Genomic DNA, 24,159 nt, shown 5'->3' with positions numbered 1-24,159 from the left:
GCCCTTGGCCCCGGCCGCCCTAACGTCGGGAGCATGAGTCTTCCGCAGGAACGCCGCCTCGTCACCGCCGTCCCCGGCCCCAAGTCGCAGGAGCTGCTGGCCCGCAAGCAGGCCGCCGTGCCGCCGGGCATCGGCACGACCCTGCCGGTCTTCGTGACGAAGGCCGGCGGCGGCGTGGTGGTCGACGCGGACGGCAACTCGCTGATCGACTTCGGCTCGGGCATCGCCGTCACCAACGTCGGCAACGCCGCCCCGCGCGTGGTCGAGCGGGTGCGGAAGCAGGTCGCCGACTTCACCCACACCTGCTTCATGGTCACGCCGTACGAGTCGTACGTCAGCGTCTGCGAGAAGCTCAACGCGCTCACCCCCGGCGACCACGAGAAGCGCACCTTCCTGGTGAACTCGGGCGCCGAGGCGGTCGAGAACGCGGTCAAGGTCGCCCGGCACGCCACCGGCCGCCAGGCGGTCGTCGTCTTCGATCACGGCTACCACGGTCGCACCCTGCTGACGATGACGCTGACCGCCAAGAACATGCCGTACAAGCACCGCTTCGGCCCGTTCGCCCCCGAGGTCTACCGCGTCCCGGTCGCCTACCCCTTCCGCGGCCCCGAGGACGCCTACGAGCGGGCCGTCGACATGATCAACAAGCAGATCGGCGCGGAGAACGTCGCCGCGGTGCTGATCGAGCCGATCCTGGGCGAGGGCGGCTTCATCGTGCCCAGCCGCGGCTTCCTGCCGAAGATCGCCGAGTTCTGCCGCGAGAACGGCATCGTGTTCATCGCCGACGAGGTGCAGACCGGCTTCGCCCGCACCGGTGACCTGTTCGCCTGCGAGGACGAGGGCGTGGTCCCGGACATCATCTGCACCGCCAAGGGCATCGCCGGCGGCCTGCCGCTGGCCGCCGTCACCGGCCGCGCCGACCTGCTCGACCAGGTCCACGTCGGCGGCCTGGGCGGCACCTACGGCGGCAACCCGCTGGCCTGCGAGGCGGCCCTCGCCGTCCTGGAGACCATCGAGGCCGACGACCTGGTCGCCAAGGCCCGCCGGATCGGCGAGATCATGCTCCCCCGCCTGGAGGCGCTGAAGGAGCGCTTCCCGATCATCGGCGACGTGCGCGGCCGGGGCGCGATGATCGCCATCGAGCTGGTCGAGCCGGGCACCACCGACCCGAACCCGACCGCCACCCAGGAGATCGTCAAGCGCTGCCACGCCGAGGGCCTGGTCGTGCTCACCGCCGGCACCTACGGCAACGTCCTGCGCTTCCTGCCGCCGCTGGTCATCCCCGAGCACCTCCTGGAGGAGGGGCTGGGCATCCTGGAGAAGGCTTTGGCACAGGCCTGATATTTCCGGCTTTTGAAGGGCATCCACTATGCGGGTGGATGCCCTTCTTTGTTGCTGTACGGCAGGCGTCCCGGCGGAACCTTCACCCGCGCTTGACACTCCGCTTGATCGCCGGGCGCTATAACGGATCCGTTACCGGACGGGACGAGCACCGCGCGGGAGGGTGATGAACTGGGGTCTGACCGGAACGGTGGACGACGTGGTGACCTTCGACCCTGAAGGCCTGTCGGCCGCCCAGTGTTTCGGCGACGCGTGCGTGGTGTGCCACAAGAAGTGGCCCAGGCCTCGTACCCGCGTCGGCCGCCTGCCGGACGAGTCGCCGGTGCTCGCCTGCACCGACTGTGCCGAAGCCCTCTTCCCCGCGCCGCTGGCGAAGGTCGTCGCCTTCCCCGTTCGCTGACCCTCCCGCCCGTTCTCAGGCGGCCTGGGTGCGGAGCTCCTCACGGATGCCCCACGGCGAGCCGTACTCCTCCAGCAGGGTCAGGAACGGCACCGCGTCGAAGGCCTCCGGCCCGAGCACGCCGGTGCCCTGCCAGATCCCGCGGGCCACCAGTTCGAGGGCCACCACGGGGTGGATCGCGGTCTGCCAGACGACGGCCTGCGAGCCGTACTCGGCCATCGACCAGTCGTTGTCGACCACGTGGTAGAGGTAGACCTCGCGCGGGGCGCCGTCGGTGCCCAGGCCCTTGACCCAGGTGCCGGCGCAGGTCTTGCCGCGCATCCGGGAGCCGAGCGTGGCCGGGTCGGGCAGGCGGGCGGCGACCAGGTCGCGCGGCGCCACCTCCGAGCCGCCGACGCGCACCTTCTCGGCGCTGTCGAGGCCGAGCTTGCGCAGGGTCTTGAGCACCCCGATGAACTCCTCGCCGAGCCCGTACTTGAAGGTCACCCGCCTGGCCGGGATCCACCTCGGCACGAGCAGCACCTCCTCGTGCTCGACGTTGACGCACTCGACCGGCCCGATGCCCTCGGGGAAGTCGAAGATCTCCGGCTCGCTGAACGGCTCGGTGGTGTGCCAGGCGCCGTCCTCCCACACCACGGGCGGGTTGAGGCACTCCTCGATGGTGGTCCAGATGGAGAAGGTGGGGGCGAAGTCGTAGCCGTCCACGACCAGGTTGGAGCCGTCGCGGATGCCGACCTCGTCGATCCGGCTGAACAGGTGGTCGGCGGCGTAGCGCGCGAAGATGTCGGCGAGGCCCGGCTCGACGCCCATGCCGACCAGCGCGAGCTGCCCGCCGGCCCGCCAGTCCTCGTCGAGGGCGAACTGCTCGTCGCCGAGCTTCACGCCCGGCCTCCGGTACGGCTCGCTCGGGTGCGGGCGCGACAGCGACATGGCCATGTCGAGGTAGTGCGCCCCGGCCTCCAGCGCGGCCCGGAAGAGCGGCATGGTGAAGCGGGGGTCGACCGCGTTGAACAGCACGTCGCAGTCGTGCTCACGCAGCGCTCTGGTCACCTCGGCCTGGTTGGAGGCGTCGAGCTCGATGGCGCTGAACCGGGGATCGCCGACCCGGCGGACGGCTTCGGCCGCCCGGTCCTGTTTGGAGTCGGCGACCACGATGTGTTCGAAGAAATCTCGTCGGGCGGCGATGGGCACGACGGCGGAGCCGACCCCGCCGGCTCCCACAAGCAGGATTCTCATGGAGGGACCTTACTGGCTGACTGGTCAATCAGCCAATACTGACTGGCCGATCAGCCAGTTACAAATCCACAAAAAAGCGGAGCCGCGGATGCCGGGCTCAGTTGACGAGGCTCAGTTGACGAGGCTCAGTTGACGAGGCTCTGCCAGCGCTCGGCCCAGGCGGTGTAGTCGGTGCAGTCGTGCCGCTGCGGGGCACAGCCCATCCGCGCCCCGCCCAGGAAGTCCACCTTCTCCAGGCGGTAGGCCCGGCACGCCTCCTTGGCCGCGCCGGTGCAGCCCTTGGGATTGGCCGGCGCCAGCGCCAGCCACGCGGCGGCCTGCTCCTGCACGTGCGGGGTGAGCGTCCAGCTCAGCCAGCGGTAGGCGCAGTCGAGGTTGGGGGTGCCGGCTCCGAGCATCCAGGAGTCGACCCAGCCGGTGGTGCGCGCGGTCTTGACCTTCTTGACCGGCTTGCCGGCCGCCTGCAGCCGGCCGAGCAGGAACGGGGTGACCTGCGCGTAGTCGACGCGCCCGGACGCCAGCGCGCTCACCACGTCGAGCTGCAGGGTGTAGGTCGAGCGCCGCACCCCGGCCAGCTTGCCGCCGAGCTCGTCGAGCCCGGCCTGGTCGAGCGCCATCGGGTCGAGCCCGAAGGCCTGCGCGGCGTGCCCGAGGGTCAGCGGGGTGTCCCGCACCATGGCCCGCGCCGAGGTGTACAGCTCCTCGGCCTTCGGCTTCTTGATCCGCGTGGTGTCGTAGACCGTCTCGTAGGACCCCCACAGGTACGGCACGGCATAGGTCGCCCCGTCCCGCACCCCGGTCTCCTTGAGCTGCGCCGGCAGGTCGGCGTAGCCGCTCACCCGCGCGGTGTCGATCGGCTGGACCCGCTGGGCGGCGACCAGCGAGGCGGCGAGCTCGGGGGCCGCCGAGACGATGTCGTAGGTGTGCGTGGCCAGCTTGTCGGCCATCTCCTCCGGCGTCTGCACGAAGTCGAGCCGGGCGGTGCGGCAGCCGGTGACGCCCTGGAACTCGGTCGCCCCGGTCACCCAGTTGACCTTGGGGCTGTTGGCGCCGTACTCGGCGAAGCCCTTGTAGGCCAGGATGTCGAGCGTGCCGTCGGTGCTGCCCGGGCTGGGGCTGGAGCTGGGCGGCGCGGTGGTCGGCGCGGTGGTCGGCCCGGCCGACGGCGAGGCGGACCCCGGGGGCGTGGGCGCAGGGTCCTGCTGCCCGGCGGCGGTGCTGGCCAGCAGCGCCACCGCGACGGCCAGCCCGCCGGCGCGGCGTGCCGTACCGCTCAGCCTCCTGCTTCGCACCCTGCCCCCCGTCGATCCGTGTGCTGCTGGAGCTTACCGGGAACGGGGCGGGACCGCGGGCGCCCCGCCCGGTCCGGGCGGGGGCTCAGGCGGTCAGCCGTTGGTGGGGAATCCTAGGTTGACGCCGCCGTGCGAGGGGTCGAGCCAGCGGGAGGTGACGACCTTGCCGCGGGTGTAGAAGTGCACGCCCTCGGTGCCGTGCACGTGGGTGTCGCCGAACAGCGAGGACTTCCAGCCGCCGAAGCTGTAGAAGGCCATCGGCACCGGGATCGGCACGTTGATGCCGATCATGCCGACCTCCACCTCGTTCTGGAAGCGCCGGGCGGCGCCGCCGTCGTTGGTGAACAGGGCGGTGCCGTTGCCGTACTCCAGGTTGTTGATGATCTCCACGCCCTCCTCGTAGGAGGCGACCCGCACGATCGACAGCACCGGGCCGAAGATCTCCTCGGTGTGCACCCGTGAGCCGGGCTTGACGTGGTCGAGGACGGTCGGGCCGAGCCAGAAGCCGTCGCCGCGCCCGCCGAGCACGGCGCTCTCGCGGCCGTCGACCACGATCTTGAAGCCTTCGTCGAGGTCGAGGTAGGAGGCGACCTTGTCGCGGTGCTCGCGGGTGACCAGCGGGCCCATCTGCGAGCGCGGGTCGTCCCCGGGGCCGATCCGCAACTGCTCGACGCGGGAGACGATCTTCGAGACCAGCTCGTCGCCGATCGGGTCCACGGCCAGCACGACCGAGATCGCCATGCAGCGCTCGCCGGCCGAGCCGAAGCCGGCCGAGACCGCCGAGTCGGCGACCAGGTCGAGGTCGGCGTCGGGCAGGACCAGCATGTGGTTCTTGGCGCCGCCGAGGGCCTGCACGCGCTTGCCGTGCCGGGTGCCGCTCTCGTAGACGTACCTGGCGATGGGGGTGGAGCCGACGAAGGAGACCGCCTTGACGTCGGGGTGCTCCAGGAGCCGGTCGACGGCGGCCTTGTCGCCCTGTACGACGGAGAAGACGCCGTCGGGCAGCCCGGCCTGCTGCCACAGCCGCGCCATGAGCAGCGAGGCGGAGGGGTCTTTCTCCGACGGCTTGAGGATGAAGGCGTTGCCGCAGGCGATGGCCAGCGGGAACATCCACATCGGCACCATGGCGGGGAAGTTGAACGGGGTGATCCCGGCGACCACGCCGAGCGGCTGGCGCAGGGAGTAGGAGTCCACGCGGGTGGAGACGCCCTCGGAGAAGCCGCCCTTGAGCAGGTGCGGGATGCCGCAGGCGAATTCCACGACCTCCAGGCCGCGGGCCACCTCGCCGAGCGCGTCGGAGTGCACCTTGCCGTGCTCGGCCGAGATCAGCGCGGCCAGCTCGTCGCGGTGGGCGTGCATGAGCTCGCGGAAGCGGAACAGCACCTGCGTCCGCTTGACCAGCGAGGCGTCCCGCCAGGCGGGGAAGGCGGCCAGCGCCGAGGCGACCGCGGCGTCCACGTCGGCCGCCGAGGCCAGCGCGACCTTGCCGCTGACCTGGCCGGTGGCCGGGTTGGTGATGTCGGCGGTGCGGGCGTCGCCCTCGACCTCCACGCCGCCGATCCAGTGCTTAACGAACTTCATCGTTCAGAGTCTCCAGAGCGGTGACGATGATGCCGAGGCCCTCGTGCGCCTCCTCGACGGTGAGCGTGAGCGGCGGGGCCATGCGGATCGCGGTGCCGTACAGGCCGCCCTTGCCGGCCAGCAGGCCGAGCTTCTTGGTCTCCTCCATGAAGCGGCCGGCCAGCGCCGGGTCCGACAGCTCGACGGCGAACATCAGGCCCTTGCCGCGCACGTCGGTGACGATGGGCAGCCGCTTGGCCGCCTCGCGCAGGCCGTCGATGATGATCTGGCCGGTGCGCGCCGCGTTGGCCTGCAGGTCGTGGTCGAGCACGTAGTCGAGGGTGGCGTTGGCGGCGGCCATCGAGATCGGGTTGCCGCCGAAGGTGGCCAGGCCGATCGCGGGCAGGGCGTCCATGAGGTCGCCGCGCGCAACGACGCCGCCGACCGCGAAGCCGTTGCCCAGGCCCTTGGCGAAGGTCAGCATGTCGGGGGTGACGCCGTGGTTCTGGATGCCGAAGAAGGACTGGCCGGTGCGGCCCCAGCCGGTCTGCACCTCGTCGGAGATGAACAGGATGCCGTGCTCGTCCAGCACCTCCTTGTAGGCGGCGAACAGGCCGTCGGGCGCCATGGTGAAGCCGCCCACGCCCTGGATCGGCTCGGCGATCAGCGCGGCCACGTCCTTGGAGACCACGGTGGCCAGCGCGTGCCGCAGGTCGGCGACGCAGGCCTCGATGTACTCGGCGTCGTCCATGCCCTTGAAGGCCGGCAGGTGGCGGTCGGCGCCGTGCAGGAAGTGCACGTTGAGCGGCGACAGCGAGTTGTTCTTCCAGGTGGTGTTGGAGGTCACCGAGATGGCGCCGAAGGAGCGGCCGTGGTAGCTCTGCCGCATGGCGAGCACCTGGTCGGTCTTGCGGGCGTAGGTGGCCAGCAGCAGGGCCGTCTCGTTGGCCTCGGTGCCGGAGTTGGTGAAGAAGACCTTCGCGTCCGGGATGCCGGAGACGCGGGCGATCTTCTCGGCCAGTTCGACCTGCCCGCGCAGCAGGTACACCGTGCTGGTGTGGACCACTCCGGTGGCGAGCTGCCGCTCGACCGCTTCGCGCACCTCGGGCACGTCGTACCCGATCATGTTGGTGAGGATGCCGGCGAAGAAGTCCAGGTAGCTCTTGCCCGAGGCGTCGACGACACGGTTGCCCTTGCCGCTGACGATCTCGATGGGCTCGGAGTAGTAGAGGGCCAGCCAGTCGGGGAGGACGGCCCGGTGGCGCGCGAGGAGGTCAGACATGGTTCGAGTATCCCGTGTCCGCAAGATCGGTCCCACCATCAACCTGTCGGCTTGCGGCCAAATTCCCTGACAGGTTGCAAGGACCCCTAGGGGATGCCCCGTCCGCCTGGCGGTGTACGTCCCGGAGGCGGCGTTACCTCCGGCGAGGCAGCGCCGGTGCCATCCGCCGGGCGACGACCGGGAGGGGGGTCGTCGCCCACTATCGGATCAACGACGAAACAGGAGATCCGAGATGACCGTCACCATCGACCACCGCACCGCCACCGCCGCCCCCGTCCACCCGGGCCCGCCCAAGCTGAGCCGCGAGGAGTTGCGCCGCGCCGAGGCGGAGACGCTGGGCACGCCGCGGATGAAGTACAGCCTGCTGGCCCAGCTCATGTTCAAGCCCGTGGACCTGCTCTACGGGAAGAAGGGGTCCTTCACCAAGTTCGCGATGCTCGAGATCATCGCCCGCGTGCCGTACCAGGCGTGGGAGCGGATGGGGTACTGGGCGGTCCATCGCCATCGCACCCGCTCGACGCTGGCCAAGCGGGTCTTCGAGCGCATCGTCGAGGCCCGCGAGGACCAGGACAACGAGCAGTTCCACCTGCTGATCATGGAGGATCTGATCGACCGGCAGGGGCTCAGGCGCAACTGGCTGCTGCACCGCGCGGCGCCGTGGGCGATCTCGTTCTTCTACTACCACGTCTCGTGGCTGCTGTTCCTGGTGCACCCGAAGTGGAGCTACCGGCTCAACGCCGAGTTCGAGGACCACGCCGAGCACACCTACATGGACTTCGTGGCCGAGAACCCGGACCTGGAGTTCGTGCCCGACCCCGGCACCTACGCCGACGGCTACGGCCGCTACCGCTCGGTGGCCGACCTGCTGCGGCAGATCGGCCACGACGAGCGGGTGCACAAGCTGGACAGCCTGGAGAAGATGGCCGCGCCCCGCATCCGCTAGGCCGCCACGGGCTCCTGAGCGGCGGCGGCGCGCTTCCTCAGCAGGACCATGCCGAGGAGCGCGGCCGCCGCGCTGAAGGCCGCGCTGACCCACGAGCCGGTGGACATGGCCACCCCGAAGGCCTGCTCGGCCTGCGCCGGGAACTGCTGGAAGGCCAGGCCGTAGGAGTCGGCCACCGAGGCCGGCACCGAGGCGGGCAGGTTGGAGGCGAAGACGCCGGCCAGCACGCTGCCCAGGATCGCGATGCTGATGGCCATGCCGACCTGTTGCAGGGTGTCGTTCATGGCCGAGCCGACGCCGGCGTGCTCCAGCGGGATCGCGCCCATGATGGTGGCGTAGCCCGCGGGACCGGCCAGACCGCCGCCGACGCCCATGACCAGCATCGAGGTCAGGATCATGAGGTAGCCGTCGGCCAGGGCCAGGACGACGAAGGCCGCGGAGATGATCAGCAGCCCGGCGACGATCAGCGTCTTGTTGCTCAGCTTCTTGCCCAGGGTGGCGCCCAGCCCGTTGCAGACCGCGGCGGCCACCGCGTACGGCAGCAGCGCCAGACCCGCCTGCATCGGGGAGTACCCGAGCACGAACTGCAGGTAGTAGGTGAGCAGCATCATGACCGCGCCCATGCCGAAGGACATCAGCAGCAGGGTGAAGGAGGCCCCGCTGAAGTCACGGCTCTTGAACACCCCCAGCGGCAGCATCGGCTGCTCGGCGCGGCGCTCCCAGAAGACGAAGGCGCCCAGGCTCAACACCGCCACCGCGATCACGGGCAGGTTCCACTCCCGCTCGATGATCACGTAGACGGTCGAGGTCAGGCCCACCACCGACAGCACCACGCCGACCGGGTCGATCTTCCGCCGCACGTCCCCGTAGGTCTCCGGCATCAGGACGAAGGCGGCGATGATCGCGATGATCGCGACCGGGATGTTCAGCAGGAAGACCGAGCCCCACCAGTAGTGCTCCAGCAGGACGCCGCCCAGGGTCGGGCCGAGGATGACGCCGACCATCGACACCGTCATCCAGCCGGCCATCGCCTTGCGGCGCTCCTCGGCGTCGAAGACGGTCATCAGGATCGACAGCGTGGAGGGCATCAGGATGGCGCCGCCGACCCCCATCAGGAAGCGGGCGGCGATCAGCATCCAGGGCTCGGAGGCCACGACCGCCACCAGGGAGGCCACGCCGAAGACGGCCAGGCCGATCACCAGCATCAGCCGCCTGCCGTACCGGTCGGACAGGCTGCCGGCGGTGAGCAGGAGGCCGGCCATGGCCAGCACGTAGGCGTCGAGGATCCACTGCACGTCGGAGGCCGTGGCGCCCAGTTCCGTGGTGAGGGAGGGGATGGCCAGGTTGAGGACGGTGCTGTCGATCACCAGGACCAGGAGGGACAGGCAGAGCACGAGGAGGATCCACCAGCGGCGGGGATCTCGAACAGCGTGCGATTCTTCTCGTACAGTGTGCGACTTCACTCGCACACTGTACGACAAGTCTCGCACAGTGTGCGAGCCGGTTTAATCTGGAGGCGTGAACAAGCAGTTCAGCTCGGTCTGGACCCGCGAGCCGCGCCCGGTGAAGCCCGCCGGCCTCAGCCGCGACCAGATCGTCGCCACCGCCCTGGACCTCCTCGACTCCGAGGGCCTCGACGCCCTCAGCATGCGCAAGCTGGGGGCGCGGCTGAACGCCGGGGCCACCAGCATCTACTGGCACGTGGCCAACAAGGAGGAACTGCTCGAACTGGCCTACGACGCCGTCTGGGGCGAGGTGAAGCTGCCGGAGCCGGAGGGCGAGACGCTGCCCCCGCTCCTGGCCTGGCGCACCGTGGTGCGCGCGTTCTGCTTCGACCTGCGGGCCGCCATCATCCGCCACCCGTGGATGGGCGCGCTGCTCGGCCGGCTGCCCGCCCTCGGCCCCAACACGCTCGGCATCTACGACCGGCTCCGCAAGTCCTTCCGCGCGGCCGGCTTCGCCGGGCTGGAGATCGACCTCGGCTGCGCGACCGTCCTGTCCTACGTGATGGGCCAGGTCATCCCGCAGACGTTCTACTTCACCGAGCACGGCGGTCCCACCGAGAGCGACATGGCCCGGATGCTGGAGATGGCCGAGCAGGCCACCCGCGACTTCCCCGACCTGATGGCGGACCTGCGCGCCCTGCACACCGCCGACCACCGCGGCACCCAGGTCCTGGCCTTCGAGTGGGGCCTGATGTGCGTGCTGGATGGTCTGGAGGCCCGGCTGAACGCCTGACAGTATCGGGACATGAACGACTTCCGCGCTGCTCGCGATCTGCTGCTGGGTTCCGACTACGCCACCGCCCGCCGCGACTTCCGCTGGCCCGAGCTCGCGGAGTTCAACTGGGCCCTCGACTGGTTCGACCACCAGGACGGCGTCGCGCTCAAGTTCGCCGGCGGCCCGTCGTTCACCTTCGCCGACCTGACCCGCCGCTCGGGCCAGGTCGCCAACTGGCTCCACGCCCAGGGCGTACGGCGAGGCGAGCGCATCCTGCTGATGCTCGGCAACCAGATCGAGCTGTGGGAGGCCATGCTCGCCGCGATGAAGCTCGGCGCGGTGATCATCCCCGCGACCACGCTGCTCACCGCCAAGGACATCACCGAGCGCATCGAGCGCGGCGAGGTCAAGCACGTGATCGCCAACGCCGCCGACGCCGCCAAGTTCGAGGCCGGCGCCTACACCCGGATCTCGGTCGGCGAGGCCTACGGCTGGCTGCCCTTCCACGAGGCCTACGAGGCCCCCGCCGAGTTCACCCCCGACGGGCCCACCCGCGCCGGCGACACCCTGCTGCTCTACTTCACCTCCGGCACGACCTCCCAGCCCAAGCTGGTCGAGCACACCCACGCCTCCTACCCGGCCGGGCACCTGTCCACGATGTTCTGGATCGGCCTGCGGCCGGGCGACGTGCACCTCAACATCTCCTCGCCCGGCTGGGCCAAGCACGCCTGGAGCAACGTCTTCGCGCCGTGGAACGCCGGGGCGACCGTCCTGATCCACGACTACCAGCGCTTCTCGGCGCCCAAGCTGCTGGAGATCCTGCGCGACGAGGGCGTGACGACCTTCTGCGCGCCGCCGACCGTCTGGCGGATGCTCATCCAGGAGGACCTCGCCGCCTGGAAGCTGCCGCTGCGCACCGCGGTCGCCGCGGGCGAGCCGCTCAACCCGGAGATCATCGACCAGGTGCAGCAGGCGTGGGGCCTGACCATCCGCGACGGCTACGGGCAGACCGAGACGACCGCGCAGATCGGCAACGTGCCCGGCATGCCGGTCAAGCCGGGCTCGATGGGGCTGCCGCTGCCCGGCTACGAGGTGGTGCTGGTCGATCCGGTGAGCGGGGAGCAGGGCACGGACGGGGAGATCTGCCTGCCGCTCGGCGAGGGCCGGCCGCTCGGGCTGATGGCCGGGTACGTCGGGCGCGAGACCTCCTCCGGCGACGGGTACTACCACACCGGTGACGTCGCCACCCGGGACGCCGACGGGTACATCACCTATGTCGGGCGCACGGACGACGTGTTCAAGGCCTCCGACTACCGCATCTCCCCGTTCGAGCTGGAGAGCGTGCTGCTGGAGCACGAGGCGGTGGCCGAGGCGGCCGTCGTGCCCTCGCCGGATCCGGTGCGGCTGGCCGTACCCAAAGCCTTCGTCGTGCTCGCGCCCGGCTTCGAGCCGACCGAGGAGACCGCGCGCTCGATCCTCGACTACTGCACGGCCAACCTGGCGCCCTACAAGCGGATCCGGCTGCTGGAGTTCGCCGAGCTGCCCAAGACCATCTCCGGCAAGATCCGCCGGGTCGAGTTGCGCGAACAGGCCGCCGGCACCGAGTTCCGCGCCTGAGCGTCTCCGGGACGGCACGCAGCGCGAGCGATTGCACAGCACTTTGTAAAGGGATAAGTCGCCCTATTTACAAGCTGATCGGATAGGCTTCGCGCGTGCTCCCCACCATCGCCGACGTCCTCGCCCTGGAGACCGTCCGCCGAGGCAATCCCCGGGTCGTGGCGGGCTCCGACCGGCTGGACAGCCGGGTGCGCTGGGTGCACGTGGGCGAGATCGCCGACCTCGCCCACCTGCTGCGCGGCGGCGAGCTGGTGCTCACCACCGGCGTCGCGCTCCCCGACGACCCCGACAAGCTGGCCGCCTACATCGTCGAACTGGCCGCCGTGGGCGCCGCCGGGCTCGTCGTCGAGCTCGGCCGCCGCTTCGTCCGCGAGCTGCCGCGCGCCGTGGTCAAGGCCGCTGAAGAGCACGGCCTGCCGCTGATCGTGCTCGCCCGCGAGACGCCGTTCGTGCAGATCACCGAATCGGTGCACTCGCGCATCATCGACATCCAGTTGGAGGAGCTGCGCGCCTCGGAGCAGCTCCACGAGGTCTTCACCGAGCTGTCGGTCGAGGGCGCCTCACCCACCGAGGTCCTCGCCCAGGTCGCCCGGCTGGCCGGCCGGCCCGTCGTGCTGGAGAACCTCGCCCACCAGGTGCTGGCCTGCGAGTCGGCCGGCCGCGACACCGGCACCCTGCTGGCCGGCTGGGAGTCGCGCTCGCGTGCCGTCGCCCCCGCCGAGCGCACCGCCTACGACCCCACCGCCGGCTGGCTGGTCACCACGGTCGGCGCCCGCGGCCAGGACTGGGGCCGGCTCATCCTCGCCTGCGACGCCCCGCCCACCCCACGCGACCTGGTCCTCGCCGAACGGGCGGCCACCACCCTCGCGCTCGGCCGCCTGCTCGAACGCCACCAGGAGTCGCTGGAACGCCAGGCGCACGGCACGATCCTCACCGGCATCCTCACCCACGCCTACTCCGACCCCGACGAGGCCGCCGCCCGGGCCCGCGCCGTCGGCGTCCCACTCACCGGCCGCAAGCTGATCAGCGTCGTCATCCGCCCCATCGACCAGGCCGAGCAGGCGCTCGACGGGCAGGCCCTGCTCGGCGAGCTGGCCGAGGCCACCGCCGCCGCCTGCCGCGACGCCCGGCTGCCCGCCCTCGTCGGCGCCCTCGACCAGGACCGCGTCGGCATCCTGCTCCCCCTGCCCGCGCGCACCGCCGCCGAGCCCGCGCTCACCGCCCTCGCCGACCGGCTGCGCATGCTCTGGAAGCCCGGCTCGGCCTTCGTCCTCGCCGCCGGCTCCGTCGTCGAGTCGGTCAGGGACGTACGGCGGAGCTTCCTCGAAGCCGAGCAGGTCGCCGACGTGGCCGTCCGCCAGCCCGACGGCCGCGCCTACTACCGGCTGCCCGACCTGCGCCTGCGCGGCCTGCTCCACCTGCTGCGCGACGACTCCCGACTGCAGACCTTCGCCGAACGCGAGCTCGGCCCCCTGCTCGCCCACGACGCCCAGCGCGGCGGCGACCTCACCCGGATCCTGCGGATCTACCTCGACGCCGGGCGCAACAAGGCGGTCGCCGCCCAGAAGGCGCACCTGTCGCGGCCCGCCTTCTACGACCGGCTGCGCCGCCTCGAACGCATCCTCGACACCGACCTCGACGACGTCGAGTCGTGCCTGTCGCTGCACGTCGCCCTGCTCGCCCTGGAATCCTTCCGCCGAGACACCACCCGATAAGGACCCGCTCGCTGTGCTGCCCTTCGACGGCGCTTTCGCCCTCTCCGTCCGCGACGCCGACCTCGAACCCGACCCCCTCGACCCGGCGTCGATCGTCTCGGGCACGCCGGAGACCTTCCACCTGTCCCTCGGGGACGGGCGCGGCATCTGGGAGATCACCCCGGGCGTCGTCACCGACGTCGAGCGGGACGAGATCTTCGTCGTGCTGAGCGGCCGGGCGAGCATCGCCATCGCCGGCGGGCCGACCGTCGAGGTCGGGCCCGGGGACGTCTGCCTGCTGGCCGAGGGCGCCCAGACGACCTGGACCGTGCACGAGCGGCTGCGCAAGGTCTACCAGGCGCACTGAGTACGGCTTCATCGGGGAATTTGAGTAAAGGGGTACTCAAGTTCCCGGCAAGGCGGCCGCCGCATGCTGACGTCATGAAACGTCTCGCCTTTCTCGGAGCGGCCGCCGTCCTCATCGTCCACGCCTCCCCCGCGCAGGCGGAGACGTCTGCCGTCAGCGCCGCCGCGTGCGCCGACGCCGACCTGGTCATCCAGGACAAGTCCGCCTTCCCCGACACCGCGCGCGGCCGCTACGACTACAACCGCCAGTCGAGCCGCATCGAGCAGGCGGTGCTCTGCCTGGTCAACGCCGAACGCACCGGCCGCGGCCTGCAGCCGGTGAAGCGCTACCTCGCCCTGCGCGGCACGACCGTCGCGCTCAGCAGCGCGGCGTGGAAGCACGTCACCGCCGCGGTGCGGATCCGCTGGTGGGGAACGGTGGCCCAGGTCGGCAAGTGCACGCCGCTCAAGTACGACCCGAGCCGCTGCGACCCGCACATCGACCCCGAGACCGGGACCGACCCCGCCGCCCGGGCCAAGGCCGCCGGGTACTGCAAGCGCGGCACCTGGCAGGTCGGCGAGAACGCCTACACCGGCTGGGGCCGTGCCGCCGTTACCCCGAGCGCCGCCGTCCGCTGGTGGATGCGCAGCCCCTCGCACCGCGACACCATCCTCACCCCCGGCTACACCGAGATGTACACCAAGGCGGCGTACGGCAGCGCCGACCCGGCCGCCTCGGCCACGCCGGGCGCGACCTACGTCCAGTTGTTCGGCCGCTGCGCCTGATTCAGCCGGACGAGCAGCTCGACGAACCGCTCCCGCTCACTCACGGTGAGCGGCTCCAGCAGCACGACCTGGACCCCGGCCACGCTGCGGCCGATGCCGGGGCGCCGGCCGAGCAGGGCGTAGTGGTAGGGCCGCGACCCGGTGCCGGACAGCGCCTGGCCGATGACCCTACTGGCCGTGGTGGCGAGCTGGTTGGTCAAGCGGCACGGCGGGGTGCGCAACCTGGCCGGGGTGAGGCCCTCGGCGTTGCCGACCACGCCGAACTCGCCCGCCCCATCTACCGCCCTCTACACCTGCCTGGACGAGGGCCGCTTCGACGAGCAGCGCCCGGGCGTCGTCGGTGAGCTCCCCTGTCTGTTGCCGGGACATGTGCGGTTCGAGGTCGCGCGGGTTGTCCAGGACGGAGTCGAGTTCGCGGATGAGGTCGGCCGGGTGCGTGTCGAGGCGGCGAACCAGTTCGATGATGGTCATGACGGGGAGGTCGGCGAGGTATTCGAGCTGCATGGTGTGCGGCAGGTGGAGACGAATGCCGAGCAGGTCGCCCAGTTCCCAGATGGTGAGTGCGCCGGTGTGCAGGCGGGTGTGTCCCTGCGCGGCGCTCCCTCACGCTCGGCTCGGGCTCAGCTCGGTGTTTGGCCGCCTGGCCCGGTGCGGTGCCGGGTTCAGTAGTCCTCGGGGCCTTGGTAAGTGCTGGGGTGTCCGACGTGCGGCAGGCCGGCGGGGTCGAACAGCGCGTACAAGCTGACGACGTGGTTCCTTGGGATGGCTCTTGCCGCCGAGCTGCTGCAGCAGCGACGGTCGGTATCCACTCCCCTCCAGTGCGCTACGTCATCAAGCCTTTGCATCTCGCAGCGGACACGGCACCGCGCTGTCCCGATCCACCGGCCGTTGAGGGCGTCACCCCCGATGATGACGGGGCGGGAAAAGAAAAACGGCCTCAAGCAAAAAGCGGCCCAGGAGAGATGGATATTCGTCCAGCATTCTGCCCACGAAGGCGGCCAATCGCCGGACGGCTCGTTCCGCGGTCGAGAAAGAATCTTGCCGCCCTTCTGGACTCGTCACGAAGTGCGGAGTAACGATGGATGGCAAGAGGAAGAAACGAGCAGCGGGAGGTTTCCATGCTCAAGGAACTATGCGCTGCCGGCGCGCTGGTGGCTGCGGCCCTCGCCCCGGCGACAGGATCGCAGGCGTCGGCCTCGGCCGCGAAAGACCAGGCCGTCAGCACGCCCGCCGCGTCCATCTCGCTCGCCGCCGCCTGCACTTCGTCGCTCGCCCCGAGATGCAAATGGCTGAAGGATAAGAAGAAGGAATGCCTTTACTGCAAGACGAATAAAGGCGGATACCGGAAGCAGTACTGCAAGAAGGCCGAGCATTCGAAGGTGCGCGAATGCAAATACGTCAAGGAGCCGACTCCGGCTAGCCCGAATCGTTACTGCATCGTATGCGTACATCCGACCACCGGGAAGCAGCTGTCCAAGGAATGCTACTCCTAGCACCGTTGCCGGATTTCACGGCTACGCGGCCTCGCCGCATTCGGCCCCATAGGCCGCGTGGTTCTCCGCCACCCTGCCGACCAACTGGAAGTGGTTGGTCGGCAGGGTGGCGGCGCCTTCGTTGCCGACGTGACCGGCCTGCGGTGACCGGGCCGCAGCGGCCGCGGGTCAAGGAGCCTCCCGAGGCCCTGGCTTCGTGCCGGGTGGCGGTGCTGCCGGTCGAGAGGCTGCGGCGTAGGCGGAGGTGTGCCCGACGGCCAGCGCGGTGAGCCGCGCGACGACTTCATCCGAGCTGAGACCGCCCGGCGCGTGGGGCCATGGCGTGCAGCTCGTGCCGCTGGTCGGCGCTGAGCAGGCCCAGGCGCGGCATCAAGTGAAGCTGTACGGCGGGACGCGGCATCCTCCCCAGCCGAGTACCGCGGCTTGACCTGAACCCCCCCGGCCCGCCACGCCATAAAGCGGTCGAATCCCCCGGCGGCTGATGCCAAGCTGACCTGGTGATGCCGAGCGACACCCGAACCGTGGTCCTGGTCGAGGGCGAGAGCGACCGGGCCGCCGTCGAGGCCATGGCCCACCGCCACCATCGCGACCTGACAGCAGAAGGCATCGCCGTAGTGCCGATGGGCGGCGCCACCAGCATCGGCACCTATCTCGCCAAATACGGCCCCCAGGGCGCCGACCTCCGCCTGGCCGGCCTGGTCGATCTCCGCGAGGAGCCCGACTTCCAGCGCGCCTTGGAACGAGCCGGGTTCGGCCCGAGCCTCACCCGCACCGACCTGGAAACCCTCGGCTTCTTCGTCTGCGTCGCCGACCTCGAAGACGAACTGATCCGCGCCCTCGGCACGGAGGAGGTCGAACGCGTGCTGGCCACCGGCGGCGACCTCAGCTCGTTCCGCACCCTCCAAGGCCAGCCCGCCTGGCGCGGCAAGCCCGTCCAGGACCAGCTCCGCCGCTTCATGGGCGCCGGCAGCGGCCGCAAGATCCGCTACGCCGGCCCCCTGGTCGCCGCCCTCACCCCCGACCGCATCCCCCACCCCCTCGCCCGCCTCCTGGCCTACCTGTGATCACCCACAAGACCATCTGCCTCGGCGCCGAGGCTTGCTTCGTGCGGGAGTGCCCGCGGTTCTAGAGCCGCAGGCGCAGGGTTTCGACGGCCTGGCAGGTCTCCTCGAAGTGTTCGCCCTCGCCGTACACCGCCGCGACCCGGCCGAGGAGGTCGCGGAGGCGGGCGGCGTCCTCCTCGCCCAGCACGCCGAGCAGGTGCCGTTCGACGTGCCGGAGGCCCTGTTGCGCCTGTTCCCAGATCTCGCGGCCCCGGGCGGTGGCCACGATGCGGCGGTTGCGGCGGTCGGCGGGGTCGGGCTGGCGTTCGACGAGGTCGAGGGCGACCAGGTCGTCGACGAGGTAGGTCATCACGGTCTTGTCGATGCCGAGCTGCCGGGCCAGGGCGCCCTGGTTGGCCGGGGTCTCCTGGACGGCCGAGGCCAGCACCTGGAAGCCGCGCGGCCCGCCGGGCAGGGCGTCGATGACGGTGTCGGCGGCCTTCACGTAGACCCGGAAGAGGGTGCCGAGCGCCCAGCCGAAGTCGGCGTCCAGCCCGCCCTCGGCTCGTTCCGCGTCCGTCGTCACGATCGCCATCCTACAGGAGGTTGCTGCTTAAACCTTCTGTATGGCATATCATCTGTTTCACAGACGATTGCCTTGGAGGATCCCATGGCCGACTACGGTCACGATCTGCTGTTCGGCGTTTTCCTCAGCCCGGCCGCCCCGCATGCCGGCCGTACGCTCCGGCTCGCGAAGCTGGCCGACTCGGCCGGGCTCGACCTGGTCACCGTCCAGGACCACCCCTACCAGCCCGCCTTCCTGGACGCCTGGACCCTGCTGTCGGTGATCGCGGCGAACACGCAGCACGTCCGGGTGGCGGCCAACGTGGCCAACCTGCCGTTGCGACCGCCTGCCGTACTCGCCAAGAGTGTCGCGAGCCTCGACATCCTCAGCGGCGGCCGGGCCGAGCTGGGGCTGGGCGCGGGCGCCTTCTGGGACGGCGTCGCGACGCTGGGCGGGCCGCGGCGCACGCCGGGCGAGGCGCTGGAGGCGCTGGAAGAGGCGATCGCGGTGATCCGCGCGCTGTGGTCGACCGGCGGCAGCTTCGACGGCCGGCACTACCGGCTCGACAACGCCCAGGCCGGGCCGATGCCGCCGCACGACCCGGCGATCTGGGTGGGCGGGATCCGGCCCAGGATGTTGCGGCTGATCGGCCGGCTGGCCGACGGCTGGCTGCCGAGCATGGCCTACGTCCCGCCGTCGCAGCTCGGTGCCGGCAACCGCCTGATCGACGAGGCCGCGGCCGAGGCCGGGCGCGACCCGGCGGCCGTCCGGCGGCTCTACAACATCGGGCCGCGCGACGCCGAGCCCGCCTTCCTCGCCGAGCTGGCGCTGGAGCACGGGATGAGCACCTTCATCCTCGCCGGCGACGACCCCGCGGCGATCCAGGCCTATGCCGAGGAGGTGGCGCCCGCCGTCCGCGAGCTGGTCGCCAAGGAACGGGGCACGCCCGAGCCGCAGGCCCCCGCGGTGGAAGCGCTGTGGGATGAGGCCACTCGCCCGCACGCCCCCGCGGTGACCGGCGGCCGGAGCGGCGAGGGCGAGCACCTGGTCGAGGTGCACGACCACCTGCGGGGCGAGCTGGCGCAGCTCAAGGAGATCATGGCCCAGGTGGTCGCGGGCTCTATGGACCCGGCCGCGGCGCGCGGGGCGATCAACCAGATGACCGTCCGGCAGAACAACTGGACGCTCGGCGCCTACTGCGCGTCCTACTGCCGGCTGGTCACCACTCACCACACGCTGGAGGACCAGAGCCTCTTCCCGCACCTGCGCCGCGCCGACCCGCGCCTGGCCCCCGTGCTCGACCGGCTGGAGCAGGAGCACCACGTGATCCACGGGGTGCTGGAGGAGGTGGACCGCGCCCTTGTCGCCCTGGTGGGCGAGCCGGACGGCATGGACGGCTTCCGCGAGGCGGTGGCCCGGCTCGACCGCACCCTCTCCTCGCACCTGAGGTACGAGGAGGAGGAACTCGTCCCCGCCCTGTCCCGCCACGGCTTCCGCTGACCCGGTCCCCCCTGCTTCCGGTCAGAGCGGCGAGGTGTAGATGATCTTCCAGGTGCCCGAGTAGCGGCAGTGCGCCGACGGCGCCGGCGACTTGGCCTCGCTGCACACCTTGAGCTCGACCTGGTAGACGTCCTTCAGGACGTAGGTGAAGTGCTTCGGCGTGCGGTAGGAGCAGTCCCTGAGCTTGCGCTCCTTGAACACGAAGGCGTTCTTGACGCGGACGGCGAACTGCATGAGCAGCCACGCGCAGGTGCCGGCGGGCCGGGCCCGGTCGGTCAGCGTGCCCTTGACGGTGACCTGGTCCGCGGTGGGCAGGGTGTCGTGGTCCTCGCCGACGGGGACGAGGGTGCCGGAGGCGCGGGCCTTGTCGCCCGGCGCCCGGTACGGGCCCCAGCCGGCCGCCGCCGTGGCGGGCGGGGTGAAGGCGAGGACGGCGGCGAGCGCCACTAAGAGGGAGATGATGGTTCGCATGGGCGTAGTGTGCGGGAATCTCCTGGTGAGAGCCTGAGTAACCCCCTACCCATGTCTTTTGCCGACAAGTCGGCCTACCGTCGGGGGCATGCCCCTGCTCGCCAACCCCCTGGAAGCGCTCGCCTTCCGGCTGTCGCTGGTCCCGCCCGTGCTCGCCGACTACTTCGGCGTCCTGGGCTTCCACAGCCTGCTCGCGGGGGTACGGCTGGGCGTGTTCGACGCCCTGGAGGCCCGCCCGATGCGGCCCGGCGAGCTCGCGGTCGAGCTGGGCTGCGCCGAGGCGTCCACGGCCTCCCTGCTGCGGGCCCTGGCCGGGCTCGGCTACCTGAAGGTACGGCGCGGCCGATACGCCCTGACCCGCCCGGCTCGCGTCTGGTTGTGCACGAGCTCGCCCACCTGCCTCGCCGAGGGCCTGGAGTTCTGCGAGCGCAGCGTGGTGGCCTTGTGGAGCGGGCTGGAGAAGGCGGTGCGCGACGGCGGCCCGCCGGTCCCGCTGTACACGCTCACCGAGAGCGACCCCGAACTGTCGCGCGCCTTCCAGGCCTGGGTCGCCACGCTGGCCCGGCAGCAGGCGCCCTTCGCCGCCCGCGCCATCCCGGTCCACCGCGACGCGCGCAACCTGCTCGACCTCGGCGGCAGCCACGCCCAGTACAGCATCGCGCTGCTACGCCGCCACCCCGACCTGCACGCCACCGTCCTCGACCTGCCGCAGGCGCTGACCGCGGCCGAGCCGCACCCCCGGCTCACGCTGCGCGCCGGTTCCTTCCTCGACGACGACCTGGGCGAGGGCTTCGACCTGGTGCTGCTCTTCAACGTCCTGCACGGCCTCGACGACCGGCAGGCGGCCGGCCTGCTGTCCCGGGTCGCGGGAGCGCTCAACCCGGGCGGCACCGTCGTCATCGGCGACCAGTTCCGTGGCCGCGCCCCCGGCCGCGCCAGCCGGACGCTCATGGACCTGCTCGACCTCAACTACCTGGTCGCGGGCGGTGGCGGGGTGCGGACCTTCGCCGCGACGGCCGCGCTGCTCACCGCCGCCGGCTTCCACCGGCCGCGGCACCGCCGCCCGCTCCGCTCCCCCGCCACCGACCTCGCCGTCGCCGTCCGGGCCTAGGCAGTCAGAAGCCCATCGCCTGCCGTACCTCCTCCAGGGTCCGGATCGCCACCGCGCGTGCCCGCTCGTTCCCCTCGGCCAGTACGGCACGCGCATCCTGCTCGGTGAGCTCGGCCCGGCGCTTGCGGATCGGCCGGAAGAACTCGTTGACCGCCTCGGTCGTCAGCCGCTTCAACGCCGACGCACCCCCGTCGCCGATCTCCTCGGCCAGCTCCCGCGGCTCCCGCCCGGAACAGAGCCCGGCGATGGTCAGCAGGGTCGCCACCCCCGGCCGGGTCTCCGGCTCGAAGGTGATGCGCCGGTCGACGTCGGTCACCGCCCGTCTGATCAGCGCGGCGGTCTCGTCCTCGCTCGCCTTCAGCGCGATCGAGTTGCCGCGCGACTTGCTCATCTTGCCGCCGTCCAGGCCGCCGAGCAGCGGTGTACGGCTCAGCATCGCCTCCGGCACCGGGAAGACCGGCGCGTACCGCTCGTTGAACCGGCGCGCGATCGTGCGGGTCACCTCGATGTGCGGGAGCTGGTCCTTGCCGACCGGCACCAGCGTGCCCTTGCAGAACAGGATGTCGGCCGCCTGATGCACCGGATAGGTGAACATCAGCCCGCTCACCGCCGCCTGCGAACTGTGCGCGATCTCGTCCTTCACCGTGGGATTGCGGCCCAGCTCGGCCACGGTGACCAGGCTCAGGAACGGCAGCAGCAACTGGTTGAGCTCGGGCAGCGCGCTGTGCTGGAAGATCGTGACCTTGGCCGGGTCGAGCCCGATGGCCAGATAGTCGAGCAGCACGTCGGTGATGTTGCGCTGGATCTCGCCGGGCAGGTCGCGGTCGGTGATCACCTGGTAGTCGGCGAGCAGGACGAACACCTCGTGCGTGTCCTGCAGCGCCAGCCGGTTGGCCAGCGAGCCGAAGTAGTGGCCGATGTGCAGCGGGCCGGTGGGCCGGTCGCCGGTGAGCACGGTCATGGGGAGTCCTCTCGAAGGTCCGGAAGGCGCCCCAGAAATGGCGAAAGGCCGTCCCCGGGGACGGCCTTCACGCATGTGGAAGTCAGCGGCCGTCGGGCGGCCGCCACCACATGCTGATTCGTGTCATCTCCCCATTGTGTCCCAATCAGGTAACCACTCCAACCGGGTTCGCGTGTTCTCCCCACTTGGACAGTTCCGGCTCGCCAGGATGGTTCGGTCCCGTTAGCCCCTTCTGGAGTTGTTTCATGACACGACGCCCCCTCGTCGTCGGCCTGGCCATGGCCACTTCGCTCACTCTCGCGGCCTTTCCAGTCTCGGCCGGCCTGGACACGACGACCTTCCCCGGCGGGTCCTTCCCGCTGGGCGCCGCCGCCGCGCCCACCAAGACGCAGAAGAGCGTGGCGCCTGGCATCGAGCTGTACAACGTGCTCGCGGGCAAGTCGACCGACGGTTACACCGTCACGATCCTCATGCCCAACGGCCGTGACCACGGTACCCGCGAGGCCGCCGACGCGGCGGCCGCCGCGGTGGAGGCCGCCGGCGAGACGCCCAGCGTGCAGCCGGTCGTCAAGCCCCAGGTCGCCGACGCCCCGGGCAAGGAGTACTTCGCCGTCCGCGTCGGCCTGTGGTCGCTCAAGGACAAGGACGACGCCGCCAAGACCATCAAGACGCTCAAGGACGCCGGGATCCGCTCCAAGCTGGACTACCTCGGCGACGACGGCGCGCAGACCACCGGCCCCTGGGACCTGCGGGTCCTGACCGTCGACAGCCGTACCTTCCGCGGCTCCTTCGCCGCCAGCCTCGGCACCAGCGTCGCCAAGCGCGAGACCACCTCGGCCATGGCCAAGGGCGCGCTCGCCGCCGTCAACGGCGGCTTCTTCAACATTCACACCCTGCCCGCGCTGCGCGGCGAGCCCGTCGGCGTCTCCGTCGTCGCCGGCCGCCTGCTCAGCGAGGCCGTCCCCGGCCGCTCCGCTCTCGTCCTCAAGGGACGTACGGCACGCGTCACCGAACTCAAGACCGCCGTCAGCGTCACCGCCCAGGACGGCACCCGCACCGACGTCAAGGGCGTCAACCGCAACGCGGGCACCGACGAGTTCGTCCTCTACACCGAGGAGTGGGGGGCCAAGACCCCCGCCAACGACGGCGCCGACGCGGTCATCGACGCCAACGGCAAGATCGTCTCGCTCCGTACCTCCGGCGCCGCGGTGCCGGCCGGGCACCGGGTCGTGCACGGCTCCGGCGTGGCGGCCGAGTGGCTGTGGGAGCACGCCTGGGAGGGCTGGACCCTCCAGGTCACCACCACCGTCACCGACCTCCGTACCGGCAAGCCCCTCCAGCTCACCCCCGGCCTGCACGTCGTCGGTGGTGGCGTCGGCCTGGTCCGTAACGGCCGCATCCGGGTCACCGCGAAGCGGGACGGGCACGACTCGGTCAACATGGTCCTCCGCCGCCACCCCCGTACCCTGGCCGGCGTCACCCGCAACGGCAGCCTCATCCTCGCCACCATCGACGGGCGCAAGCCCGGGATCAGCGTGGGGGCGAACATGATCGAGGCCGCCCAGGTCATGCGCTGGCTCGGCGCCGTCCAGGCGATCAACCTGGACGGGGGTGGGTCCACGGCCATGGTGGTCGGCCAGAAGGTGGTCAACCAGCCGTCCGACGGCCGGGAGCGGGCTGTCGGGGACGCGGTGTTGGTGATGCCGTCCTAGAGGGTGCGGCCGCCGGCTCGGCTGGCGGCTGCTCCCTGGACTCGGATGCCGGCTTAGCTGGCGACTGTCTCCGAGCCTCCGATGTCTCCAGGCCTCCGGTTCTGAGGGCCGACGTCACCCGCGATTTCCGGGGGACGTCGGCCTCATTTACGGGTGCGCCCGCTCCACCTGGAGAACCACGGCACCTGATGGTCCTGAAACGCAGAAAGGCCCGCCCGGACACCCGGACAGGCCTAACCCTCGTTTAACGCAGTAGAGCCCGCCGGGAAACCCACGGCGGGCTCTACTGATCAATATTTGTGCGGCGGCGACCTACTCTCCCACACCCTGGCGAGTGCAGTACCATCGGCGCAGAGAAGCTTAACTTCCGGGTTCGGAATGTAACCGGGTGTTTCCTTCCCGCCATAACCACCGCAACCCCTTGAAACAGCCGCTTGCTGTCTCAGAATTGCGTAGTGGACGCGAGCATTACACACAACAAGACGATGTGTAGCTTTGTGGTCAAGTCCTCGGCCTATTAGTACCGGTCAGCTCCACACCTTACAGTGCTTCCACCTCCGGCCTATCAACCCAGTAGTCTGCTGGGG

At 70.7% G+C, this 24,159-nt stretch carries 23 protein-coding genes and 2 rRNA genes; 14 read left to right on the top strand and 11 right to left on the bottom strand.

From position 1 onward, the window contains the following. Positions 1-33: 33 nt before the first annotated feature. Entirely contained in the window at positions 34-1,341 is a 1,308-nt protein-coding gene (gabT, locus tag ACIBG7_RS06210; RefSeq protein WP_357936365.1) for a 4-aminobutyrate--2-oxoglutarate transaminase, read from the top strand. A gap of 166 nt (positions 1,342-1,507) precedes the next feature. Continuing rightward, entirely contained in the window at positions 1,508-1,741 is a 234-nt protein-coding gene (locus ACIBG7_RS06205) for a hypothetical protein (RefSeq protein WP_357936363.1), read from the top strand. A 15-nt stretch (positions 1,742-1,756) separates the two neighbouring features. Here the strand turns inward: ACIBG7_RS06205 and ACIBG7_RS06200 are convergent, their stop codons facing one another. The 4 genes from ACIBG7_RS06200 to ACIBG7_RS06185 all read right to left on the bottom strand — a co-directional run bounded on the left by ACIBG7_RS06200 (position 1,757) and on the right by ACIBG7_RS06185 (position 7,111). Continuing rightward, positions 1,757-2,977 carry a saccharopine dehydrogenase NADP-binding domain-containing protein gene (locus tag ACIBG7_RS06200; protein ID WP_357936361.1) on the bottom strand — a complete coding sequence of 407 codons (1,221 nt, stop codon included), beginning with the start codon at positions 2,975-2,977 and terminating at the stop codon, positions 1,757-1,759. A 125-nt stretch (positions 2,978-3,102) separates the two neighbouring features. Then, positions 3,103-4,269, bottom strand: a complete 1,167-nt coding sequence (locus tag ACIBG7_RS06195; protein WP_397335369.1) for an extracellular solute-binding protein — start codon at positions 4,267-4,269, stop codon at positions 3,103-3,105. Between the two features lie 93 nt (positions 4,270-4,362). Further along, positions 4,363-5,850, bottom strand: coding sequence for a CoA-acylating methylmalonate-semialdehyde dehydrogenase (locus ACIBG7_RS06190; protein WP_397335368.1), 1,488 nt, complete (start codon positions 5,848-5,850; stop codon positions 4,363-4,365). After that, positions 5,837-7,111 (bottom strand): aspartate aminotransferase family protein, encoded by a 1,275-nt coding sequence (locus ACIBG7_RS06185; RefSeq protein ID WP_397335367.1) that lies wholly within the window; start codon positions 7,109-7,111, stop codon positions 5,837-5,839. The genes ACIBG7_RS06190 and ACIBG7_RS06185 overlap by 14 nt, the downstream gene beginning before the upstream one ends. Positions 7,112-7,343: 232 nt before the next feature. On the opposite strand from ACIBG7_RS06185, the gene ACIBG7_RS06180 reads away from it, so the two are divergent. Continuing rightward, a complete protein-coding gene (locus tag ACIBG7_RS06180; protein ID WP_397335366.1) occupies positions 7,344-8,054 on the top strand; it encodes an alternative oxidase in 711 nt (236 codons plus the stop codon). On the opposite strand, the gene ACIBG7_RS06175 is transcribed toward ACIBG7_RS06180, so the two are convergent. Next, positions 8,051-9,517, bottom strand: coding sequence for an MFS transporter (locus ACIBG7_RS06175; protein ID WP_357936690.1), 1,467 nt, complete (start codon positions 9,515-9,517; stop codon positions 8,051-8,053). The two genes, ACIBG7_RS06180 and ACIBG7_RS06175, sit on opposite strands and share 4 nt — an antisense overlap. A gap of 55 nt (positions 9,518-9,572) precedes the next feature. On the opposite strand from ACIBG7_RS06175, the gene ACIBG7_RS06170 reads away from it, so the two are divergent. The 5 genes from ACIBG7_RS06170 to ACIBG7_RS06150 all read left to right on the top strand — a co-directional run bounded on the left by ACIBG7_RS06170 (position 9,573) and on the right by ACIBG7_RS06150 (position 14,716). Beyond that, a complete protein-coding gene (locus ACIBG7_RS06170; protein WP_397335365.1) occupies positions 9,573-10,292 on the top strand; it encodes a TetR/AcrR family transcriptional regulator in 720 nt (239 codons plus the stop codon). A gap of 12 nt (positions 10,293-10,304) precedes the next feature. After that, positions 10,305-11,891: an AMP-binding protein gene (locus tag ACIBG7_RS06165; protein ID WP_397335363.1), complete on the top strand. Its 1,587-nt coding sequence runs from the start codon at positions 10,305-10,307 to the stop codon at positions 11,889-11,891. Positions 11,892-11,986: 95 nt separating this feature from the next. Further along, positions 11,987-13,606 (top strand): PucR family transcriptional regulator ligand-binding domain-containing protein, encoded by a 1,620-nt coding sequence (locus ACIBG7_RS06160; RefSeq protein ID WP_357936684.1) that lies wholly within the window; start codon positions 11,987-11,989, stop codon positions 13,604-13,606. A 13-nt stretch (positions 13,607-13,619) separates the two neighbouring features. Continuing rightward, the gene (locus ACIBG7_RS06155; RefSeq protein WP_357936682.1) at positions 13,620-13,952 is read left to right on the top strand and encodes a cupin domain-containing protein; all 333 of its coding nucleotides are present in this window, start codon (positions 13,620-13,622) and stop codon (positions 13,950-13,952) included. Between the two features lie 74 nt (positions 13,953-14,026). Next, positions 14,027-14,716 carry a CAP domain-containing protein gene (locus tag ACIBG7_RS06150; protein WP_357936680.1) on the top strand — a complete coding sequence of 230 codons (690 nt, stop codon included), beginning with the start codon at positions 14,027-14,029 and terminating at the stop codon, positions 14,714-14,716. Here ACIBG7_RS06150 and ACIBG7_RS06145 read toward each other — a convergent pair. Then, positions 14,686-14,973, bottom strand: a complete 288-nt coding sequence (locus ACIBG7_RS06145) for a hypothetical protein (protein WP_397335361.1) — start codon at positions 14,971-14,973, stop codon at positions 14,686-14,688. The two genes, ACIBG7_RS06150 and ACIBG7_RS06145, sit on opposite strands and share 31 nt — an antisense overlap. Between ACIBG7_RS06145 and ACIBG7_RS06140 the strand changes: the two genes are divergently transcribed. The 3 genes from ACIBG7_RS06140 to ACIBG7_RS06130 all read left to right on the top strand — a co-directional run bounded on the left by ACIBG7_RS06140 (position 14,963) and on the right by ACIBG7_RS06130 (position 17,273). Further along, positions 14,963-15,385: a hypothetical protein gene (locus tag ACIBG7_RS06140; protein WP_397335360.1), complete on the top strand. Its 423-nt coding sequence runs from the start codon at positions 14,963-14,965 to the stop codon at positions 15,383-15,385. The two genes, ACIBG7_RS06145 and ACIBG7_RS06140, sit on opposite strands and share 11 nt — an antisense overlap. 449 nt (positions 15,386-15,834) lie before the next feature. Then, positions 15,835-16,209 carry a hypothetical protein gene (locus tag ACIBG7_RS06135; protein WP_357936674.1) on the top strand — a complete coding sequence of 125 codons (375 nt, stop codon included), beginning with the start codon at positions 15,835-15,837 and terminating at the stop codon, positions 16,207-16,209. Positions 16,210-16,709: 500 nt separating this feature from the next. Next, the gene (locus tag ACIBG7_RS06130) at positions 16,710-17,273 is read left to right on the top strand and encodes a TOPRIM nucleotidyl transferase/hydrolase domain-containing protein (protein WP_397335359.1); all 564 of its coding nucleotides are present in this window, start codon (positions 16,710-16,712) and stop codon (positions 17,271-17,273) included. 61 nt (positions 17,274-17,334) lie between these two features. On the opposite strand, the gene ACIBG7_RS06125 is transcribed toward ACIBG7_RS06130, so the two are convergent. Beyond that, complete coding sequence (locus tag ACIBG7_RS06125) at positions 17,335-17,838, bottom strand: MarR family winged helix-turn-helix transcriptional regulator (protein ID WP_397335358.1); 504 nt, start codon at positions 17,836-17,838, stop codon at positions 17,335-17,337. Between the two features lie 84 nt (positions 17,839-17,922). Here ACIBG7_RS06125 and ACIBG7_RS06120 point away from each other — a divergent pair, with 84 nt between their 5' ends. After that, complete coding sequence (locus ACIBG7_RS06120) at positions 17,923-19,317, top strand: LLM class flavin-dependent oxidoreductase (RefSeq protein ID WP_397335357.1); 1,395 nt, start codon at positions 17,923-17,925, stop codon at positions 19,315-19,317. A 21-nt stretch (positions 19,318-19,338) separates the two neighbouring features. Here the strand turns inward: ACIBG7_RS06120 and ACIBG7_RS06115 are convergent, their stop codons facing one another. Next, positions 19,339-19,788: a hypothetical protein gene (locus ACIBG7_RS06115; RefSeq protein ID WP_397335356.1), complete on the bottom strand. Its 450-nt coding sequence runs from the start codon at positions 19,786-19,788 to the stop codon at positions 19,339-19,341. Between the two features lie 88 nt (positions 19,789-19,876). Between ACIBG7_RS06115 and ACIBG7_RS06110 the strand changes: the two genes are divergently transcribed. After that, positions 19,877-20,899: a methyltransferase gene (locus ACIBG7_RS06110; RefSeq protein WP_397335355.1), complete on the top strand. Its 1,023-nt coding sequence runs from the start codon at positions 19,877-19,879 to the stop codon at positions 20,897-20,899. Between the two features lie 4 nt (positions 20,900-20,903). On the opposite strand, the gene trpS is transcribed toward ACIBG7_RS06110, so the two are convergent. Then, positions 20,904-21,860: a tryptophan--tRNA ligase gene (trpS, locus tag ACIBG7_RS06105; RefSeq protein WP_397335353.1), complete on the bottom strand. Its 957-nt coding sequence runs from the start codon at positions 21,858-21,860 to the stop codon at positions 20,904-20,906. Positions 21,861-22,105: 245 nt separating this feature from the next. On the opposite strand from trpS, the gene ACIBG7_RS06100 reads away from it, so the two are divergent. After that, entirely contained in the window at positions 22,106-23,572 is a 1,467-nt protein-coding gene (locus ACIBG7_RS06100; protein WP_397335352.1) for a phosphodiester glycosidase family protein, read from the top strand. A gap of 299 nt (positions 23,573-23,871) precedes the next feature. On the opposite strand, the gene rrf is transcribed toward ACIBG7_RS06100, so the two are convergent. Both rrf and ACIBG7_RS06090 read right to left on the bottom strand, forming a co-directional pair. Then, positions 23,872-23,988 (bottom strand): 5S ribosomal RNA (gene rrf / locus ACIBG7_RS06095). 81 nt (positions 23,989-24,069) lie between these two features. After that, positions 24,070-24,159 (bottom strand): 23S ribosomal RNA (locus ACIBG7_RS06090); the annotation flags it as partial.

This window comes from Nonomuraea sp. NPDC050328 (assembly GCF_044459405.1).
GTDB lineage: Bacteria > Actinomycetota > Actinomycetes > Streptosporangiales > Streptosporangiaceae > Nonomuraea.
This window is presented reverse-complemented; position numbering and strand designations above follow the sequence as displayed.

Coding starts and splice junctions, on each gene's coding strand:
- ACIBG7_RS06190 (WP_397335368.1), bottom strand. CDS start 5,850: ATGAAGTTCGTTAAGCACTGGATCGGCGGCGTGGAGGTCGAGGGCGAC.
- ACIBG7_RS06180 (WP_397335366.1), top strand. CDS start 7,344: ATGACCGTCACCATCGACCACCGCACCGCCACCGCCGCCCCCGTCCAC.
- ACIBG7_RS06100 (WP_397335352.1), top strand. CDS start 22,106: ATGACACGACGCCCCCTCGTCGTCGGCCTGGCCATGGCCACTTCGCTC.
- ACIBG7_RS06205 (WP_357936363.1), top strand. CDS start 1,508: ATGAACTGGGGTCTGACCGGAACGGTGGACGACGTGGTGACCTTCGAC.
- ACIBG7_RS06115 (WP_397335356.1), bottom strand. CDS start 19,788: ATGCGAACCATCATCTCCCTCTTAGTGGCGCTCGCCGCCGTCCTCGCC.
- gabT (WP_357936365.1), top strand. CDS start 34: ATGAGTCTTCCGCAGGAACGCCGCCTCGTCACCGCCGTCCCCGGCCCC.
- ACIBG7_RS06110 (WP_397335355.1), top strand. CDS start 19,877: ATGCCCCTGCTCGCCAACCCCCTGGAAGCGCTCGCCTTCCGGCTGTCG.
- ACIBG7_RS06150 (WP_357936680.1), top strand. CDS start 14,027: ATGAAACGTCTCGCCTTTCTCGGAGCGGCCGCCGTCCTCATCGTCCAC.
- ACIBG7_RS06130 (WP_397335359.1), top strand. CDS start 16,710: ATGCCGAGCGACACCCGAACCGTGGTCCTGGTCGAGGGCGAGAGCGAC.
- trpS (WP_397335353.1), bottom strand. CDS start 21,860: ATGACCGTGCTCACCGGCGACCGGCCCACCGGCCCGCTGCACATCGGC.
- ACIBG7_RS06135 (WP_357936674.1), top strand. CDS start 15,835: ATGCTCAAGGAACTATGCGCTGCCGGCGCGCTGGTGGCTGCGGCCCTC.
- ACIBG7_RS06165 (WP_397335363.1), top strand. CDS start 10,305: ATGAACGACTTCCGCGCTGCTCGCGATCTGCTGCTGGGTTCCGACTAC.
- ACIBG7_RS06120 (WP_397335357.1), top strand. CDS start 17,923: ATGGCCGACTACGGTCACGATCTGCTGTTCGGCGTTTTCCTCAGCCCG.
- ACIBG7_RS06200 (WP_357936361.1), bottom strand. CDS start 2,977: ATGAGAATCCTGCTTGTGGGAGCCGGCGGGGTCGGCTCCGCCGTCGTG.
- ACIBG7_RS06185 (WP_397335367.1), bottom strand. CDS start 7,111: ATGTCTGACCTCCTCGCGCGCCACCGGGCCGTCCTCCCCGACTGGCTG.